At 46.3% G+C, this 17,137-nt stretch carries 14 protein-coding genes; 12 read left to right on the forward strand and 2 right to left on the reverse strand.

Features of this window, described 5'->3' with window-relative positions:
• Positions 1-259: 259 nt before the first annotated feature.
• The 3 genes from AC1DOV_RS03150 to AC1DOV_RS03160 all read left to right on the forward strand — a co-directional run bounded on the left by AC1DOV_RS03150 (position 260) and on the right by AC1DOV_RS03160 (position 8,800).
• Positions 260-6,244, forward strand: coding sequence for an S-layer homology domain-containing protein (locus AC1DOV_RS03150; protein WP_477549148.1), 5,985 nt, complete (start codon positions 260-262; stop codon positions 6,242-6,244).
• Positions 6,245-6,415: 171 nt separating this feature from the next.
• A complete protein-coding gene (locus AC1DOV_RS03155; RefSeq protein WP_477549149.1) occupies positions 6,416-7,669 on the forward strand; it encodes an FxLYD domain-containing protein in 1,254 nt (417 codons plus the stop codon).
• A gap of 12 nt (positions 7,670-7,681) precedes the next feature.
• On the forward strand, positions 7,682-8,800 hold the full coding sequence (locus tag AC1DOV_RS03160; RefSeq protein ID WP_076268858.1) for a S1C family serine protease: 1,119 nt from the start codon (positions 7,682-7,684) through the stop codon (positions 8,798-8,800).
• A 118-nt stretch (positions 8,801-8,918) separates the two neighbouring features.
• Here AC1DOV_RS03160 and AC1DOV_RS03165 read toward each other — a convergent pair whose 3' ends face one another.
• Positions 8,919-9,791, reverse strand: a complete 873-nt coding sequence (locus AC1DOV_RS03165) for a hypothetical protein (RefSeq protein ID WP_477549150.1) — start codon at positions 9,789-9,791, stop codon at positions 8,919-8,921.
• 517 nt (positions 9,792-10,308) lie between these two features.
• Between AC1DOV_RS03165 and AC1DOV_RS03170 the strand changes: the two genes are divergently transcribed.
• Positions 10,309-10,938, forward strand: coding sequence for a hypothetical protein (locus AC1DOV_RS03170; protein WP_477512564.1), 630 nt, complete (start codon positions 10,309-10,311; stop codon positions 10,936-10,938).
• Between the two features lie 265 nt (positions 10,939-11,203).
• Here AC1DOV_RS03170 and AC1DOV_RS03175 read toward each other — a convergent pair whose 3' ends face one another.
• On the reverse strand, positions 11,204-11,815 hold the full coding sequence (locus AC1DOV_RS03175; protein WP_076268860.1) for a superoxide dismutase: 612 nt from the start codon (positions 11,813-11,815) through the stop codon (positions 11,204-11,206).
• Positions 11,816-12,170: 355 nt separating this feature from the next.
• Here AC1DOV_RS03175 and AC1DOV_RS03180 point away from each other — a divergent pair, with 355 nt between their 5' ends.
• From AC1DOV_RS03180 to folE, 8 genes are all read left to right on the forward strand, one after another.
• Positions 12,171-12,593, forward strand: a complete 423-nt coding sequence (locus AC1DOV_RS03180; RefSeq protein WP_339206861.1) for a GNAT family N-acetyltransferase — start codon at positions 12,171-12,173, stop codon at positions 12,591-12,593.
• Positions 12,594-12,703: 110 nt separating this feature from the next.
• Positions 12,704-13,261: a DUF402 domain-containing protein gene (locus tag AC1DOV_RS03185; protein ID WP_477512566.1), complete on the forward strand. Its 558-nt coding sequence runs from the start codon at positions 12,704-12,706 to the stop codon at positions 13,259-13,261.
• A complete protein-coding gene (gene lepB, locus AC1DOV_RS03190) occupies positions 13,258-13,881 on the forward strand; it encodes a signal peptidase I (protein ID WP_477512567.1) in 624 nt (207 codons plus the stop codon). The genes AC1DOV_RS03185 and lepB overlap by 4 nt, the downstream gene beginning before the upstream one ends.
• A 70-nt stretch (positions 13,882-13,951) precedes the next feature.
• The gene (gene rnhA, locus AC1DOV_RS03195) at positions 13,952-14,386 is read left to right on the forward strand and encodes a ribonuclease HI (protein ID WP_477512568.1); all 435 of its coding nucleotides are present in this window, start codon (positions 13,952-13,954) and stop codon (positions 14,384-14,386) included.
• Complete coding sequence (gene queG, locus AC1DOV_RS03200) at positions 14,387-15,568, forward strand: tRNA epoxyqueuosine(34) reductase QueG (protein ID WP_477549151.1); 1,182 nt, start codon at positions 14,387-14,389, stop codon at positions 15,566-15,568.
• On the forward strand, positions 15,561-16,094 hold the full coding sequence (locus AC1DOV_RS03205; RefSeq protein ID WP_477549152.1) for a methylated-DNA--[protein]-cysteine S-methyltransferase: 534 nt from the start codon (positions 15,561-15,563) through the stop codon (positions 16,092-16,094). The genes queG and AC1DOV_RS03205 overlap by 8 nt, the downstream gene beginning before the upstream one ends.
• 126 nt (positions 16,095-16,220) lie before the next feature.
• Complete coding sequence (locus tag AC1DOV_RS03210; protein ID WP_053372732.1) at positions 16,221-16,442, forward strand: YneF family protein; 222 nt, start codon at positions 16,221-16,223, stop codon at positions 16,440-16,442.
• Between the two features lie 36 nt (positions 16,443-16,478).
• A complete protein-coding gene (folE, locus tag AC1DOV_RS03215) occupies positions 16,479-17,072 on the forward strand; it encodes a GTP cyclohydrolase I FolE (protein ID WP_477549153.1) in 594 nt (197 codons plus the stop codon).
• Positions 17,073-17,137 lie beyond the last annotated feature (65 nt).

Consider the following 17,137-nt stretch of genomic DNA (forward strand, 5'->3'; position numbering starts at 1 on the left):
ATACCAAAAAAACGACTCCAGCATTTAATTATGCGAGGGAGTCGTTTTTTTTATTAATTTCTAGCTTTTTCCACTATTCTTGTCGAAAATGTACAGAATTTGTACAGAAACGAATGTTATTATAGGTCGTCGGACTTATAAAAAAGAGGCATAAGAAAGTAGACAACTTTTGAAAGCGATCTTAATAGTAAAGGAGAGTACGGGAATGATGGAAGATGGTAGGTCTATGGAACCAAGAGGTTCTAGGAACAGAGGTCGAATGAACAGCAGACTGTGGCGAAAACGGTTATTTACCGCATTTATGGCATTTGCGGTGCTGCTCGTTCAGCTTTTCCCTGTTCCATACGCAGCAAGTGCTGCAGCGCTTGATACAGGAGCAACTTATTTTACCGGTACGGATAACTGGGGCGGCGGAGCTGCGAACAGTGCAGCTGACGGCGATGTAGACAGCAGCACGGGGAACGGTACGCCTCTTTATCCAATCGAATTTAAAATTAAAGACATTAAAGCCAAACCTACAAAAAGCGCTTATATGCTTATACGGGCTCTTGATGTAGACGAATACGATGAATCAAACAAAAGCGGTACAGGCGAGTGGGACCGTGTATATTTCTCATCTAACCCTGCAGATATTGCATTAGGTGCACCTACAACCCCATGGCCAGCAAATTTTGGGTCTGCTACATACAAGAAGGAATTCCCTCAAGCATTTAACTTGGGCGCTTTATCCGGAAAAAATGATGTGTGGAATACGACCGTTCTGGAAATTAAACCTGATCAATGGAATAGTATCGTCGCCAATCAGGATTTATATGTTGGCATTTCCGTACATCATTATTTCATGAATACTTCTAATTTCAACAGCGGCTGGGTGACGACCATCGATTGGGGTCAGCTTGTCATTGACGGCGGCGTGAGAGAGACCGGAGAAATTACCGGAGCCGCTGTTGCTGTTACGAAAGACAAAGTAACGATAAATACAGGTTTCTTGCCTAAAAAAGACGGAAACTTTTATATGGAAGTCAACGTCATTGAGAAAACAAAAGTCGGCAATGAGATTAGGGAGAAAAATTTGGATTTGTCGCAGAAGTACTTTAGCGGCTCCAAGCAAGGAACCGAGCAGAAATGGGACAACATTGTACTTAATGCTCCTGGAGCAGATCCAAGCAAAGAATATACTGTAAATATTATATTGTTCGACAAGCAGCCAGATAAGAATGAACCTGGAACAGCTCAGCATATTTATTCGATGTCTACGTTTGACCCCGCGGTAAAAGATATTGCAAAAGCGGGACCTCAATACGAGCCAACGAATTTTACGCTAACTGACTTCAGCAGCAAATATTATCGTGTAACAGGTGAAGCGCAAGCAGCTAAGCTTGAAAAAGTGAAAATCGTTTCGCTTCCAAGCGGCGGCAATCTCCAGATTGCAGGAGTGGACGTTAAATTAGATGACGAAATTGCTAAGGCAGATGTCGCTAAATTGACCTTCGTTCCAGATGCAGCAGGTTTAACGGGCACGACTTCATTTAAGTGGAATGGCTACGATGGAAGCAAGTACGCGGCTATCGATGGGACGGTAACGATTACTGCAAATGCCGCTCCTGTTGTAACAGATATGAATAAGGCTATTAATCAAGGTGAAACACTGACATTTACAGCTTCAGATTTCACAAGCCAGTATACGGATGCAACTTTGCCGAAGGAAAACTTAAGCAAGGTGAAAATCGTTTCATTACCTGCGCCAGCTGCCGGTAAGCTGATGATCACTAACGGCGGTTCTGCTGCAGCTGTGGCCGTGGGCGATGAAATCAGTGCAGCTGATTTGGGCAAGCTGAGCTTTGTTCCTGCGAGCAATGCCAGCGGTACAGTTTCTTTTAAGTGGAATGGCTCAGACGGCGTTCAGTATGCGAAGGATAATAAGCAAGTGACCATTGCTATTAATACGGCGCCAATTGTTAGTAACATTTCTTTTGCAGCTATAGCTGGCAATACGGTTCAAATGAAAGCTACCGATTTCACTAATGCGAATGCATATAGCGATGCGGATGGCGATTTATTGACGAAAGTACGTATTAACCTGCCAGCCAACTTTTCCAATAGCGGAAAGCTGCGTTATACATCCGAAGGGGTGGACTTCGTAGTATCTTCTAATACTGAAATTTCTTTAACGGAATTAAATACGCTGCGTTTCGTTCCAGCTGCAAATTTGGCGGAAGAAAGCACAGTTGCCTTCACTTGGGATGGATTTGATGGCAAACAGTATTCTTTATCGCCAGCAAATGTGAGCATTACTTATACGAACGACCCTGTCGTGAGCAACATTGCGAAGGACGGTCTTCAATATGAGCCGACTGCTTTTACAGCTGACGAGTTTAGAAGCCAATATGCGAAAGCAAACGGTGCTGCTAATTTCAATGGACTTCAGCGTGTGAAGATAGTTACTCTGCCAGCAGTGGGACAAGGCTCCTTGTTCCTAGGCAGCAAGGCAGTTGAAGCCGGTGATGAAATTGCGATCGGTGAAGTGGATACGTTATCCTTTGTTCCAGCTGATGCTGGATTCACAGGTACGGCAGCATTTAATTGGAATGGTTATAATGGATCGAAATACGCGAAGCAGCCAGCTGCGGTAACTATTAAAGCGAATGCTGCTCCAACGGTAGAACAGATTAACAAGGAGATATTAAAAGGTGGCACGGTGCCTTTTGCAATTAAGGACTTTACGGATTCGTACAGCGATTCCAACAGTGAGAGCTTAAGCAGAGTAAAGCTCGTATCGCTCCCAGATCCTGCAAAAGGCAAGCTTGTTTTTCAAATAGGCAATGGCCCAGTTTATGACATTACGACTGCCGGCTTTGTCATTAAAGCAAGTGACTTAGATGGTTTAACCTTTGTGCCTGCTGCAGGCGTGACGGGTTCAGTAACATTCGACTGGAACGGCTCGGACGGCAAGCAATATGCGAAGGAAAACAAGAAGGTTACGATTACTATTAACACTCCGCCAGTCGTAGACGACATTATAAAAGCGGGACTTTCTGGTGAAATTATTGCTTTTAAAACAACGGATTTCACGGAATCGCCTCGTTACACAGATGCAGATGGCGATTTGCTGAAAGAAGTTGCGATTATTGTTCCAGCAAATTTTAATCAGAGCGGAACGCTTTGGTACACACCTTCTGTTGGTGAGTCTGTCTATATGGTGCCAGGCAGTACTGAAATCATTGCAAAAAGCGATTTGGAAAGTCTTAAATTCCAGCCTTCAACCTCATTAGCAGAAGGAAGCACGGTTGAATTTGGTTGGAGGGGCAGCGATGGGAAACAATTTGCAGAAGCGGCTGCTGCAATCACTATTGGCTACAACGGCAAGCCGGTTGCAGAACCAATCACTGTAAATGTTGCCGAAGGCACAACTGATATTATTATTGTATTTAAAGGTTCAGATCGCGAGACAGTTACGAAGCTTGTTTACGGTTTAGAGAGCAATCCAGGCAAAGGTACGCTAGAGCCTGCCGATTATAATGTATCAGGTGATACATGGATCTATAAACCGGGTTCGGATTTTATATCTGGACAGGATAGCTTTACGTACACTGTAACGGATGGAGATAATCAAGTTTCAGCTCCTGCAACGGTGACGATTAATATTCATAGAGCGCTCGATGGATGGGCCGGAGACAAAGCGCAGGGCGAATCAAAGGTATTAAACATCATTCCAGGCGAACAGCTTAAGCTGAGTGCTGTCAGTTCCTTGCTTGCTAAGAGCGTTACGGCGAATGTGAACGGTATTATCGTACCGCTTACGCTTGTCAATCAGGATACCTTCGTAGCAGACGGCTATAAGAAGTGGGAAAATACAACGTATTTACTTCCTGAATTAACAGCAGCAAGCAAATACGAAGTTACATTTAAGGCGCTAGACGTTGAAGGAGGCTTATTGCCTTCAGAGACAAAATTAGCGGATAACAGCTTTGAAGTGGTTAAAGCGGTACTGGCGTTAACCGCAAGTCCAGAGAAAATTTTGGGCGATGGCAAATCAACTACCGAGCTTTCGGCATTGCTTACAAATGCTGATGGCACTCCAATTAAAGATGTAACAGTTATTTTTGAAGCTCCTGCAGGTAAAGGGACGTTTGTTGGTGGAAACACTGCGGTCACTGACGAACAAGGGTTAGCGAAGGTTATGTACAAATCACAGCAAATTACAGGCATCAACGAGCAGCAGATTCCGATTCAAGCGAATGTGTACAACAAAGAGCGTGGCTTGAAGGAGCAGGATGAGATCATCATTACCTTCTTGCCTGCTGCAGTTAAAGGGTTTATTACAAAGGGAGATACGAATTCGCCAATCGCTGGCGCAAGTGTTCGCGTAACGCTTGATCTAGATGGCGACGGCGTTATCACTCCAGGCACAGACTTTGATGAAACGGTTATTACCGATGCTAGCGGAGCTTATTATGTCGTGGTTCCGAAAGGCGATGTCGTTTATGAGTTGGAAGTGACGCAAACGGTTGATGTTGGCGGCGTTCCTACACCTGTAACCTATAAGCAATCGGCTCAAGTTGGTGAAGTAACAGGAGCAGGCGAGGAAAACTTTGAATCTGAGAAAACGGTAACAGGTATCGTGCTGCTTAAGCAGCCAGATGGCAAGTCCTCGTTGTTTAACAGTGATCTGCTTGCTAAAACAAATATTTATTTGAAACAAGCGGATGGCAGCTACATTTCCGAAGGTGGAGCTCCGAAAGCATTTGCACTTAGCCCGCAAGGCGTATTTAATGCGAATGGGCTTGCTATTGGAGAATACGAGCTGGAAATTAGATATGAAGTTGAACCTGGCAAGGAAATTATTTTCAGCCATGCAGGGGTCAAAGTAACGGCTTCAGGGGAAATGAATATTTCTGAGGCGCTTGTCGATCCATATGGAACGGTTACTAATTCGGTTACAAAAGCAGTTATTGAAGGTGCATCCGTTGTCCTTTATTACGCGGACACAGCAAGAAATAAAGGCAAAGGGATTACACCTAACACGGAGGTTGTTTTGCCGGCTCTCGTTGGTTTTGCACCAAATGACAATGCGAGTCCAGAACAGCTGACGGATGCACACGGATTCTATGCCTATATGGTGTATCCAGAAACGGACTATTATCTTAGCGTAATGAAGAATGGGTTCTATAACTATAAAAGCCCAGTTCTCTCCGTTGAATGGGAGATTGTCAAACATGATCTAGAGCTGACGCCTATTGAGGCAAGCGCTCCATCTGCCAATCCTGCGCTTACTCTTTCAGTCGACAAGAACAAAGTAAAAGAAGGAACAACGTCAACTCTAACGGTGGATTATAAAAACAACTCCAGCAGTCCAATGGCGGCAGGAGAAATCAAGGTCAAGATTCCAGCGGGCGCAGTTGTTGTGGATGCAGCTGGCGGAATCGTAACAGACAACACCATTGTATGGAGAGTAACAAATGTACAAGGCGGACAGAACGGCAGCTTCAAAATGGTCATCGAATGGCCGCTTATGAAAGCAGCAGATACGGCATTTGATATTTCGGGTGAATTTATCGGAAATAATGCCACTGTCCAATCATCAGTAAAAGTAAATGTATTCTCAGATCGCTTCGGGGAACTTACTCATACTCGTTATATTCTTGGATACCCGGATAAGGAATTCAAGTCAGAAGGCTCATTGACTCGTGCGGAGCTTGCAGCCATTGTTGCAAGACTATCTGGAAACGAGAAAGTGGAAGAGCCGCTTTCATTTAACGATATTCGCAAAGGTCACTGGGCGACGAACTACATCCAAAGCGTTACGGTAAACGGCTACTTCAGCGGATACGAAGACGGCTCTTTCCGTCCAGATGCGGCAGTTACAAGAGGAGAGCTTGCAGCGGTTATGGCAAGGTTCCTCAAGCTTGAAGTGAGCGCGCCTGCGACAGCTCACTTCAAGGATACTTCAGGCTACTGGGCAGCAGACACGATCGAAGCTTTGTTTAACGGCAAGTTTTTAACCGGTTATCCAGACGGAAGCTTTAAGCCGAAAAAAGAAATTACTCGTGTTGAAGCAGTTACGATGATTAATCGTATGCTTTATCGCGGTCCGCTTCAGGGGCTGGCTCCATTGTTCCCTGATATGCCGCAAAGCCACTGGGGCTTTGGCGATGTACAGGAAGCAACGATCTCACACAAAGCTGAGCGCAATGAAGATGGCAGCGAAAAATGGATCGAAAGCATCAATGATAGCGTGAAATAAAGAGCATTAATAGAAGCAGCCTATCTGTTCACAGTGTATTGTGACCATGATAGGCTGCTTTTTTTAAATATGGCTCCATTTCCCACTATAAAAAAATGGAGATCATTTACTTTTTGATATAGAATAGATAGATATGTTTAGAGAGAAACGTGGGCTGGGGGATGAACGGAAGTGTATTGCCATCATTGTGAAAAAAAACAGACGGATGATGCCATTTATTGCAGCCAGTGCGGCAGATTGCTTGCTGATGGAGAAGAAGCTGCAGCGGCTCTAAGTACTGAGCGATCTATGCTGTTATCGGAGCGGGCTGCTTCTGTAGAGATAGACGCAACAAGCCAGCAGCCGGGCAAGCCTAAAAAAACGCGGAGACGTAGAGCTAAGAGCTCTATTTTGGCATGGCTGATGCCTATAATTTTAGCGCTTGTTACCGCTGGTTCCGTATTTAGTTACTATATATATCAATCCGAAATAAATGATAGAGTCATCAAGCTTCATGTTGAGGCGAAGGCGGAGGCGCTAGCAGGGAAATATGACAAAGCGCAGAAACTGCTGCAGGAAGCCTCGGATGCGCGTCCAGGCTTTGGCGCTCTGCAGAAGGATGCGGAGATCGTTGCCCTTGTCGCAGAGCTGGCACAGTCAATTACAGCTGCAGGGAAGCAGCTGGAGGAGAGTAAGCTTGAAGAGGCAGAACAGACACTGGAACGGATTAGCGGTGAATTAAAGGGTCATAAAGAGCCAATCTATATAAAGATTAAGCATCAGCTTGACGGCTATAACGTTAAACTTGGTGTCATGAGGCTGACGGAAGAACTGGCAGGTCTGAATACAGTGGATGAGCTTGAGTCAAGGCTCAACATTGCGAATCAATTAGACGGTGAAGAGGCGCTAGCTGTAAAAGAGCAAATTGTCGCCAAAATCGTCGATATAAGCTATAAGGATGCCGAAGCATTGCTTAAGAAAAAAAACTATTCGGACGCGTTGGCACTGACGGACCGAGCGCTGCTTTTTGCCAAGGATAATGAGCGGATTATGACACTGGCCAAAAAGATAACTGATGCACAGGCAGATTACGAGAAAAGGGAACAGCGAAGATTAGAGCAAGCGATGCAGCAGGCTGCAGCAGAGGATCTAAAAAATCAGACGGCAGCCGTCGAGGTAGTTAAAATTGAATCGACGCTCGATGAGTTCGGAGATTTAAATATTGTAGGTGAGCTGAAAAATGCCGCTACACGGCCTATTTATTCGATTAGTGTTCAATTTATCGTCTACGATGCTGACGGCAAAGAGGTTGGCAAGGGCAAGGCAGAGGCGACGCCGGATTATGTTGATCCAGGCCAGAAAATCACCTTTAATAGTACGGTATATGGGGTTTATGTAGAGAATACAACCGTCGTCGTTGATCACGCGACTTGGTATTTGGATTAAGGGGAAGATGTGATGAGAAAACGAGCTTGGATTAGCGTCATCGCTTCTACTCTCATTGTGTGTGGAGGATTGGCTGCTGCGTTAGCCATTCATTCAGAGGTGCCAAACAGGCTGACGGGAAAGCCGTTGCTTGCGGTAGCTGATGAGACGAAGCAGAAGTCTCTTAAGGATATTATTTTTGAAACGCAGAAGCTGGTCGTCATGATTGAAAATGAAAACGGGGATCAAGGCTCAGGCTTCCTTTATAATAAGCAAGGGGATCTCATTACGAATGCGCATGTCGTCGCTGGCTCCCATACTGTGAAAATTAAAACGGCGGATGCGCGCGAGCTGGACGGAAAAGTCATTGGCATTAGCACGGAAACGGATATTGCGGTTGTTCGTGTGAAGGAACTGGCTGGAACGGAGCCGCTGCAGGTAGAGCGTAAAGAAAGAGCGGAAGTCGGGGACGAAGTGCTTGCTGTTGGCAGTCCGCTCGGATTTCAAAATACGGTTACTACCGGTATTGTCAGCGGACTAGGAAGAACGTTTAAAATTGATTCCTATTTGTACTCGGATCTCTATCAAATTTCTGCGCCAATTGCTCCTGGTAATAGCGGTGGACCGCTCGTTGATCAGAAAACGGGATCGGTGCTTGGCATTAATTCTGCTGGTTATGAGCAAGGTTCAATTGGCTTTAGTATCCCCATTGCGAACGTAATCGATATCGCAGAAGGCTGGTCTACTAAACCGATGACTAAGCTGCCCGATCTGGAGCTTTCGGATAAGGAACTGAAGATGGAAGATGAAGCGAAGATTGAGGAATATGCTGATTATCTCGTTACTCATTTTTATGACAGTCTGAACAATGCCGATTATGTGTATGCTTATTCATTGCTAGGCGGCAATTGGAAGGAAGGGACGAGCTACGAGAAGTTCAGGGCAGGTTACTTGGGGACGCTGAATGTGGTCATCGAAAATATGCATGTGACGGAGAGCAGAGAAGACAAAGCTACCGTTATCGCTGTTATTTCAGTAGATGAGCGGGTCGAAGGCAAATATGTGTTAAGCAAATACCAAGTGACCTATGAGGTCGGCTACGAGAACGATCAATTAAAGCTGCTCAGTGGCAAAGGTAAGGCTATTAAGTAAAAGAATGCTGTTTAAAAAGCTAGAAAAAGTCGGTCAGGGGAGACCGCTTTTTCTAGCTTTTTTGTATAGCTGTGGGACGTCTTTAATGAGGAGTATATCGATCGATCATCAGTCTTAATTAGTTTTTTATGCTTGTATTTTCGATTTCATCCTCGCGCAAAACTGGGCTTAAAAAGAGTTCAAGTGCTACAGAGTCATTGCGCTGAAGCGGGAAGCTGAGCAGCGATGCTGGAATTACGCGTCCGTTCAGTACAAGTTGATAGCTGGTATTGCCGCCAATAGGGACTCCACTAACGGAATTAATTTGACCATTAAAGCTGAGGCTGACAACCCCCGTTTCCGCTAGAGCCTGATAGATGCTCAAACCCGGTCGGAAAGGAATGCGATACGCCTCAGTTATGCTAGGAAACGCTCTTCCACCGTTTATGAGAACCGTAACGGTCGCCTGTGGTCCCGCAGGCGGGAACAGCCATGGCCCACCGATCCAGAAGCCCCCCGGCCCAAAGCCGCCGGGTCCTCCTGGCCCAAAGCCGCCGGGTCCCCCTGGGCCAAAGCCGCCGGGTCCCCCTGGCCCAAAGCCGCCGGGTCCCCCTGGCCCAAAGCCGCCGGGTCCCCCTGGCCCAAAGCCGCCGGGTCCCCCTGGGCCAAAGCCGCCGGGTCCCCCTGGGCCAAAGCCGCCGGGTCCCCCTGGGCCAAAGCCGCCGGGTCCCCCTGGGCCAAAGCCGCCGGGACCGCCCGGCCCAAAACCGCCGGGTCCCCCTGGGCCAAAACCGCCGGGTCCCCCTGGGCCAAAACCGCCGGGTCCCCCTGGGCCAAAACCGCCGGGACCACCTGGGCCAAAACTGCCGGGTCCCCCCGGCCCAAAGCCGCCGGGTCCGCCCGGCCCAAAACCACCTTGCTGAGGCGTTGGCGTGATCATTCGAGGTCCACCACAACCGCAGCCCTTGCTAGCTGGACGAGAATTCACATTATTAGCATAAGTATATTCCATGAGAGTACTCAGACTCCTTTACATCGCAAATTAGGCATTTATCCTACTGTAGCGTATGCGGCAAAAGCCTATGAGGTGAGTGTGCGTATGAGGCGGGTGTAAAAGGGAACTAGTATTTCTTATCGAGCTTAACGGACATTAGTTCCGCTATTTTGGCTTAAAACGCAAGTTTAGCCTACTAACGGACATAGGATACGTTATTACACTTAAAATGAGCTCAATTCGCCCTAATTCCAGCAAATAAAGGATCCTATGTCCGTTAAAACTTCAATATACGGATATTTCGCCAAATAGAGGAACCTATGTCCGTAAGGAGAGACGACCTGACCATTATCGAAGGTAAAAACTCCTATGATACTAATGAGGTCAACCTAACCTCTATCCAGTTACAGGCTAGCTATTCGGAAGATAAATGAATACACTCTGCCACGCTATGTCTATCAATTGTATATATTTGCCTATAGCGAAACTGTCCCTATATAATGATATGAAAATAATTACAGAAGGTGGTTGTTGCGTGAATCAACTGCGGGGCATTATTTTGGAAGGATTTTCGAATGCGGGTAAAACATCGGTATTGAAGTCGTTAAAGCTAATGCAAGCGCAGGACGAATCAGCTGAGCGAAGTGTTATCGTTTTAAGCGAGCATTATTCACAGGTGCTGCACAACGTACGTGGTCAGTTTATAACATCAAGTCACGAAGAGCATCTCCAATTGTTGAGTGAAAGAGTTGCTATGCTGAGGCAATTAGAAGAATGGTCAACTAAGCTAGGGAGAGCTTCACGCGGCTCGCGAGGTGTATTCTTTATACTAGAAAGGTTTCATTTAAATCATAGAGTCGCCTATTCTGATAAAACAAATAATGAAATTGAAGCTATCGAAAAGGAACTCTTACACTTTGGGGCAAAATGTGCATTATTAACGATATCACCGGAAATAGCTGAACTAAGAATTCAAAGCCGCACGCCTGATGAATGGTCGAATAAGAGTAGTGAAGAAATTAAAGCAGCAGCAGATGAACTGGTAGCAACTCAATTGAAACTGCGAAAAGCAGCAGCAAACTCAGTCATTCCTACTCTAGAAATCAACACCGATAACAAAGCTTGGGACACTTACGCAAAAGAAATCATTCGTTTGTTGGACTAGTATATTACGCCAACAATTAATGAGCTGTATTTAAACTTCCTGCAATAGAAGCAGATAGGCAGAGTTGTACCTCAACTTGCATTAGCAGCATTGTATTCCAACTCGAACTCCGTGCCTTATGCGCATTGTCAGCATTCCACTCTTTTTCCCTGCACTTAAGCAACTTTCCACTCCAACACCCAGCACCTTATACGCACCATAAAAAAATAAAAAAAGCCGGCGCTTGCCTCATTAAAGAGGCAAGCGCCGGCTTGGAAAAACAATATTATTTAACAGCTGCTTCGTAACGTTTGCCAACTTCATCCCAGTTAACTACGTTCCAGAACGCTGCGATGTAATCAGGGCGTTTGTTTTGGTAGTTCAGGTAGTAAGCGTGCTCCCATACATCAAGACCTAGGATTGGCGTTTCGCCTTCCATGATCGGGCTGTCTTGGTTTGGCAAGCTGTATACTTTCAATTTGCCGTTTGCAACTGCTAGGAATGCCCAGCCGCTGCCGAAACGTGTTGTTGCTGCTTTTGCGAAGTCAGCTTTGAAAGCTTCAAAGCCGCCTAGCTCGCTTTCAATTGCTGCTGCAAGAGCGCCAGTAGGTGCTCCGCCAGCGTTTGGAGCGATTGTTTCCCAGAACAAGCTGTGGTTAGCATGTCCGCCGCCGTTGTTGCGAACAGCAGTACGGATTGCTTCAGGAACGCTAGCAAGATCGGAGATCAAATCTTCGATTGATTTGCTTTGCAATTCTGGAGCGGACTCCAAAGCAGCGTTAAGGTTAGTCACGTAAGCGTTATGGTGACGGCCGTGGTGAATTTCCATTGTAGTCGCATCGATATGCGGCTCAAGTGCGTTGTGCGCGTACGGCAAAGCAGGTAGTTGATGTGCCATTTTTTACAGCCTCCTAATTATATGTAGTTATCCAAGTCCATTATCCCTTATCCGATTGAATAAATCAACATTATTGTTTCAAAAGTCGAATGGGCTAAAACGATCAAACATAACCTAAAATAGGGTATCTCGACGCTAGCTAAAATATACAGATTAGGAAGATAGAACTGCATTTATAGAGAAATAAATGGATTAAATTGTTGTAAGCGCTTAATATTAAGCGTTTACACGAGATAATTGATGATTTCTTTAATTTTTTTAAGGAATATTAAAGATTGAAGCAGGATTTCGTTTGATTTTGTCGTAATATATTTTAAATGCAATACTATGACATGGTATAGAAGGTGTAATTTTAATGAATGTTCGTTCCTTCCAGTTGTCCGATTACCGATCAATTACAGCACTGCTTGAAGAGGTTCTAACAGAAGAGTGCTACGAACAAACGATGGAAGCTTTTGCCCGCCAGTTGTCATGGGATAGTGATTTAGTATTAGTCGCTGTCGAAAATTCCGAAATTGTGGGCATGATTATCGGTACGATTGATAATAACAAAGGTTATTATTATCGAATTGCTGTATCTCCTCTCCACCAAAGGAAAGGAATCGGTAAAACGCTTATCCAGGCATTGCGCCAGCGCTTCGAACAGCGCCGTGTCACAAAGATACTAATTACCGCGGACGAGCACAACGAGCCAGTTTTACCGCTGTACGAGTCGATGGGGTATGTAGCCAACGATTTTATCAGATCTTTTCAGAAATTGAGCATTGTAGCTGGTTAACGCGAACTTTACTGCATGTAAGTTGTACGCAGGGCATATCTGCATCGCCATTGCTTTTGGCGGTCAGATATGCTTTTCTTATTACTATATACATTTATGAGGAGAACGGGATGGAACCATATCGGCACTGTGTCATCAAAAGCTTCAAACATAACGGTCACATTCACCGTATATGGCAACAGAATTGGCTTGTGCCTGATGAGCTGCTTGACGAGCAGCATAAAGCGGAATCCATTAAGGTGCTCATAAACCGTCAAACGCCGATTCAAGAGTCTGATGGTAAGATATGGATCAGCCGCGTCCCAGCAGTCTCCTTTTTTATACCGGGGCAGTGGTTCAATGTTGTGGCTCTGCTAGAGGACGGAGGCGTCCGCTATTATTGCAATATTGCCTCACCGCTGTACATTCAGGGTGATGTGCTTACCTATATCGATTACGATTTGGACGTTATTCGTACAGTTGATGGTGGAAGAACAGTCGTCGATCAAGACGAATATGAGATGCACAAAGCGGCTTACCACTATCCGAAAATGGTCGAAGAAAAGGTGCATGAGGGTCTTGATGCGCTTTTGAAGCGGATGGATCAAGGGCAATCGCCTTTTCAGGATCAGCTCGTGCTGAAGTATTATCAGGATTGGCTGAAACGAAGTGAAGAGGTGGAACAATGAGCCTTGAGGACCAGAATCGCAAGCCAAGTAATGAAAAAGCAGGAATCAGTGTAGATGCGGGATTATCTGCCCATACTGTTGCAAGCAATCGCTCCAATTGGCTCGCAGAACTGCTTGATTGGTCGAAAACATTGGTTGTTGCATTTGCTGTGGTGCTGCTTCTGCATTTTTTTGTATTTAACCTCTCGAAGGTAGAAGGTCATTCGATGGAGCCGACGTTAACGGAGCATGAGTGGCTGTTTGTTAATAAATTTGTATACCTGGTCGGCAAGCCTAAGGTTGGTGATGTCGTTATTTTGAAGGAACCGGATATGGGGGAAGACGAGGAAAAGTTTCTTGTAAAAAGGATCGTTGGGGTTTCCGGTGATCGTATTGAAATCCATAATAAACAATTGTACCGTAACGGCGAGCTAGTGGACGAGCCTTACACGGATTCATTAATAGAAGATATGAGCTACGGGCCAGAAGTAATAAGTGAAGGAAACTATTTTGTAATGGGGGATAATCGACATGCTAGGGCGAGCTTGGACAGCCGGACGTTTCACGCTGTGCCAGAAGAGCTTATTCGCGGCAGAGCCGATTATATTTTATGGCCTTACAAAAAGATAAGAGCGCTTTAATCACTTTGTGTGTGAAAAGCTGCTGCTTACGAAGTAGGTTTGCATTCGCAAACCTTTAGGAGGGATTCTTATGAAGGACGTTATGATCTATACGGACGGTGCATGCTCCGGTAATCCGGGGCCGGGCGGCTGGGGAGCAGTGCTGTTTTTTGGCGTTCATCAGAAAGAAATTTCAGGTGGAGAGAAACACTCGACGAACAATCGTATGGAAATCCAAGCAGTAATCGAAGGGTTGAAGCTGCTTAAGGAGCCCTGTAAGGTGACGGTGTATAGTGATTCAGCATATGTCGTGAATTGCTTCCAGAAAGGCTGGATAAACGGCTGGCTGCGCAACGGCTGGAAGAACAGCAAGAAGGAACCTGTTGAGAACCAAGAGCTTTGGAAAGCGCTTTGGGAGCTTATGCAGCGTCATAAAGTAGAATACGTAAAGGTAAAAGGCCATAGCGATAATGAATGGAATAATCGTTGTGACGAGCTGGCTCGTGAAGCAATTAAAAGGTTATAGATGATGACAGATAGATGGGCAAAGCTGAAGGAAGAGATGATTGCGGCGGCACCAAGCCTCGGCATCGACAAGATAGGGATCGCTTCGGCGGATCCATTCACATCATTAAAGCAAATTTTGCTTAGGCACCGCGAGCTCGGAAGAGAGTCTGGCTTCGAGGAGCCTGACATTGAGAAAAGAACGAATCCAGCGCTGTTGTTTGAAAATCCGCAGTCGATTATTGCAATAGCCATTGCCTATCCATCCAAGCTGAAGGACCCTCCTAAATCAGAGCCGGGTGCAAGGCGAGGCATTATGTCACGTTCAGCTTGGGGAGAAGATTACCATAAAGTGTTGCGTGATCGGCTTGCTAAGCTGGAAGCATGGCTAAGGGAGCGGATGCCGGATTTGCGCGTGGAAAGCATGGTCGATACCGGCGCATTGTCGGATCGCGCCGTTGCTGAGCGTGCAGGCATTGGCTGGAGCGCAAAAAACTGCGCAATTATATCGCCCGAGCTCGGCTCGTGGATTTACCTCGGTGAGATGATTACCAATGTTCCATTTGAACCGGATGAACCGATAACGGAAAGCTGCGGCAGCTGCACCAAATGTATTGACGCTTGCCCGACGGATGCACTAGTTGGACCGGGTCAATTGAATTCAAGCCGCTGCATCTCCTTTGTCACACAAACGAAGGGAATGATATCGGACGAGTTCATGCGAAAAATCGGCAATCGGCTTTATGGCTGTGATACTTGCCAGACGGTCTGTCCGATAAACCGCGGCAAAAACTGGACGCATCAACCAGAGCTGCAGCCGGATATGGAATTAGTAAAGCCGCTGCTCGTACCGCTTCTAACGATAGGCAACAAGGAGTTTCAAGACAGATATGGCCGAACATCCTCCGCTTGGAGGGGCAAGAAGCCGATTCAGCGCAATGCAGTAATCGCGCTCGGCAACTTTAAAGAGGCTAGCGCAGTGCCGGATTTGATCAAGGTGCTGGAGCAGGATCCTCGCCCGGTGCTCCGCGGAACAGCTGCATGGTCGCTTGCGCGAATTGGCGGCGAGCAGGCAAAGTCTGCTTTGCTTGGAGCATCAGTGAAGGAAACGGATGAGGAAGCACTGCAGGCGATTGCGAATGCCATTGCTCAATTAAGCACGATTCCAAAAGAGACCTTGGAAGCAGGTGGCGCAAGTGAGTGAACGACTTTATACGGCTGAGATCGATTCGCCTATCGGGCCGATGACGTTAACGGCAACGGACAAAGGGATTTGCCACTTGGACTTTGCTCCTTACGATACGGCATTAGAGAAACTAGAGCAGTGGACGAAGCGTGTATTTGGGCACGTTGGCGCGGATATTACGCGGGTCGAAGCAGCCTCTCATGAACAGCTGAATGAAGCAGCAAGGCAGTTGGCGCTTTATTTTGCCAGAGAGCTTCAGCAATTCGATCTGCCTATTCAAATGTATGGCACACCGTTTCAGCAGAAGGTGTGGGCAGCTTTGCAGCAAATTCCTTATGGGGAAACGCGTACTTATAAGGATATCGCTGTGATGCTGGATCAGCCTGGAGCTATGCGTGCCGTAGGTGGAGCGAACAATCGCAACCCTGTCTCGATCATCGTGCCTTGTCATCGCGTGATTGGGGTAAGCGGCCAAATGATTGGTTATGGCGGAGGTCTTCCTATTAAAATCGCGCTGCTTGATCTGGAAAAGAGTGCGAAATAGAGCATCAAAAATTGTCACAAAAAGGTTAAGCGGAGCGTCAGCATGTTCATTGCGAACAAGAGGTGAACATGCTATCATGGGAACATTATACACAGCAGGAGATTTGGAAAGGGTCAGGTGAAAGGTATGTCGTGGGTGAACATTGTTGTACCAATTGTTACTTTAATTGCAGGAGCTGTTGGGGGCTTTTTTGTAGGCGTATTCTATCTGCGGAAGCAGCTTGAGAAAATGCAAAATGATCCAGAAATGATTCAGAAAATGGCGAAGCAAATGGGCTACAATCTGAATAAGCAACAAATGCAAAAAGCGCAGCACATGATGAAAAACCAAAAGATGCCTCGCAGATAAAGAAAGACGCGGGGGGACCGGAAGGAGAGTTCAGAAATGGCGGGAAAGAAAGATTACGTCAATTCGAGTGTTTCGAGCAACCGGGAGCAAATTGAACATCACATAAGAGAAATATTGAAACTTGTCGGTGAAGATGTAGAGCGTGAAGGCTTGCTGGAAACACCCGCTCGTGTGACTCGAATGTATGAGGAGATTTTTGCCGGATATGAGGTTGATCCTCGTGAGGTGCTGGGCGTTACGTTCGATGAGCAGCATGAAGAGCTTGTCATTGTAAAAGATATCATTTATTACAGTCAGTGCGAGCATCATATGGCGCCGTTTTTCGGAAAAGCGCATATTGGCTACATTCCTAGCGGCAAAATCGCTGGTCTTAGCAAGCTTGCTAGACTCGTAGAGGCGATTACTCGCCGCCTGCAGGTGCAAGAGCGGATTACATCACAAATTGCGGATATCCTTACTGAGGAGCTGCAGCCGCATGGCGTCATGGTCGTCGTGGAAGGTGAGCATTTGTGCATGTGCTCACGCGGGGTGAAGAAGCCTGGCAGCATGACCGTAACGTCTGCGGTAAGAGGCGACTTCCGCAGCAATCCTGCGCTTCGTTCCGAGTTTTTGACATTATTAAAGCAATAGACGATATAAACAAGCAAAAACGCCTTCAGCGTCCTCTGGATGCTGAAGCAGCTTTGACGGTGAAA

This window comes from Paenibacillus sp. 01T47, from assembly GCF_056398245.1.

What these genes read in the sequence shown, in the direction of transcription:
- AC1DOV_RS03180 (WP_339206861.1), top strand. Translation starts at nt 12,171, where the DNA reads ATGAATGTTCGTTCCTTCCAGTTGTCCGATTACCGATCAATTACAGCA.
- folE (WP_477549153.1), top strand. Translation starts at nt 16,479, where the DNA reads ATGGCGGGAAAGAAAGATTACGTCAATTCGAGTGTTTCGAGCAACCGG.
- AC1DOV_RS03175 (WP_076268860.1), bottom strand. Translation starts at nt 11,815, where the DNA reads ATGGCACATCAACTACCTGCTTTGCCGTACGCGCACAACGCACTTGAG.
- AC1DOV_RS03185 (WP_477512566.1), top strand. Translation starts at nt 12,704, where the DNA reads ATGGAACCATATCGGCACTGTGTCATCAAAAGCTTCAAACATAACGGT.
- AC1DOV_RS03210 (WP_053372732.1), top strand. Translation starts at nt 16,221, where the DNA reads ATGTCGTGGGTGAACATTGTTGTACCAATTGTTACTTTAATTGCAGGA.
- AC1DOV_RS03150 (WP_477549148.1), top strand. Translation starts at nt 260, where the DNA reads ATGAACAGCAGACTGTGGCGAAAACGGTTATTTACCGCATTTATGGCA.
- rnhA (WP_477512568.1), top strand. Translation starts at nt 13,952, where the DNA reads ATGAAGGACGTTATGATCTATACGGACGGTGCATGCTCCGGTAATCCG.
- AC1DOV_RS03160 (WP_076268858.1), top strand. Translation starts at nt 7,682, where the DNA reads ATGAGAAAACGAGCTTGGATTAGCGTCATCGCTTCTACTCTCATTGTG.
- queG (WP_477549151.1), top strand. Translation starts at nt 14,387, where the DNA reads ATGATGACAGATAGATGGGCAAAGCTGAAGGAAGAGATGATTGCGGCG.
- lepB (WP_477512567.1), top strand. Translation starts at nt 13,258, where the DNA reads ATGAGCCTTGAGGACCAGAATCGCAAGCCAAGTAATGAAAAAGCAGGA.
- AC1DOV_RS03165 (WP_477549150.1), bottom strand. Translation starts at nt 9,791, where the DNA reads ATGGAATATACTTATGCTAATAATGTGAATTCTCGTCCAGCTAGCAAG.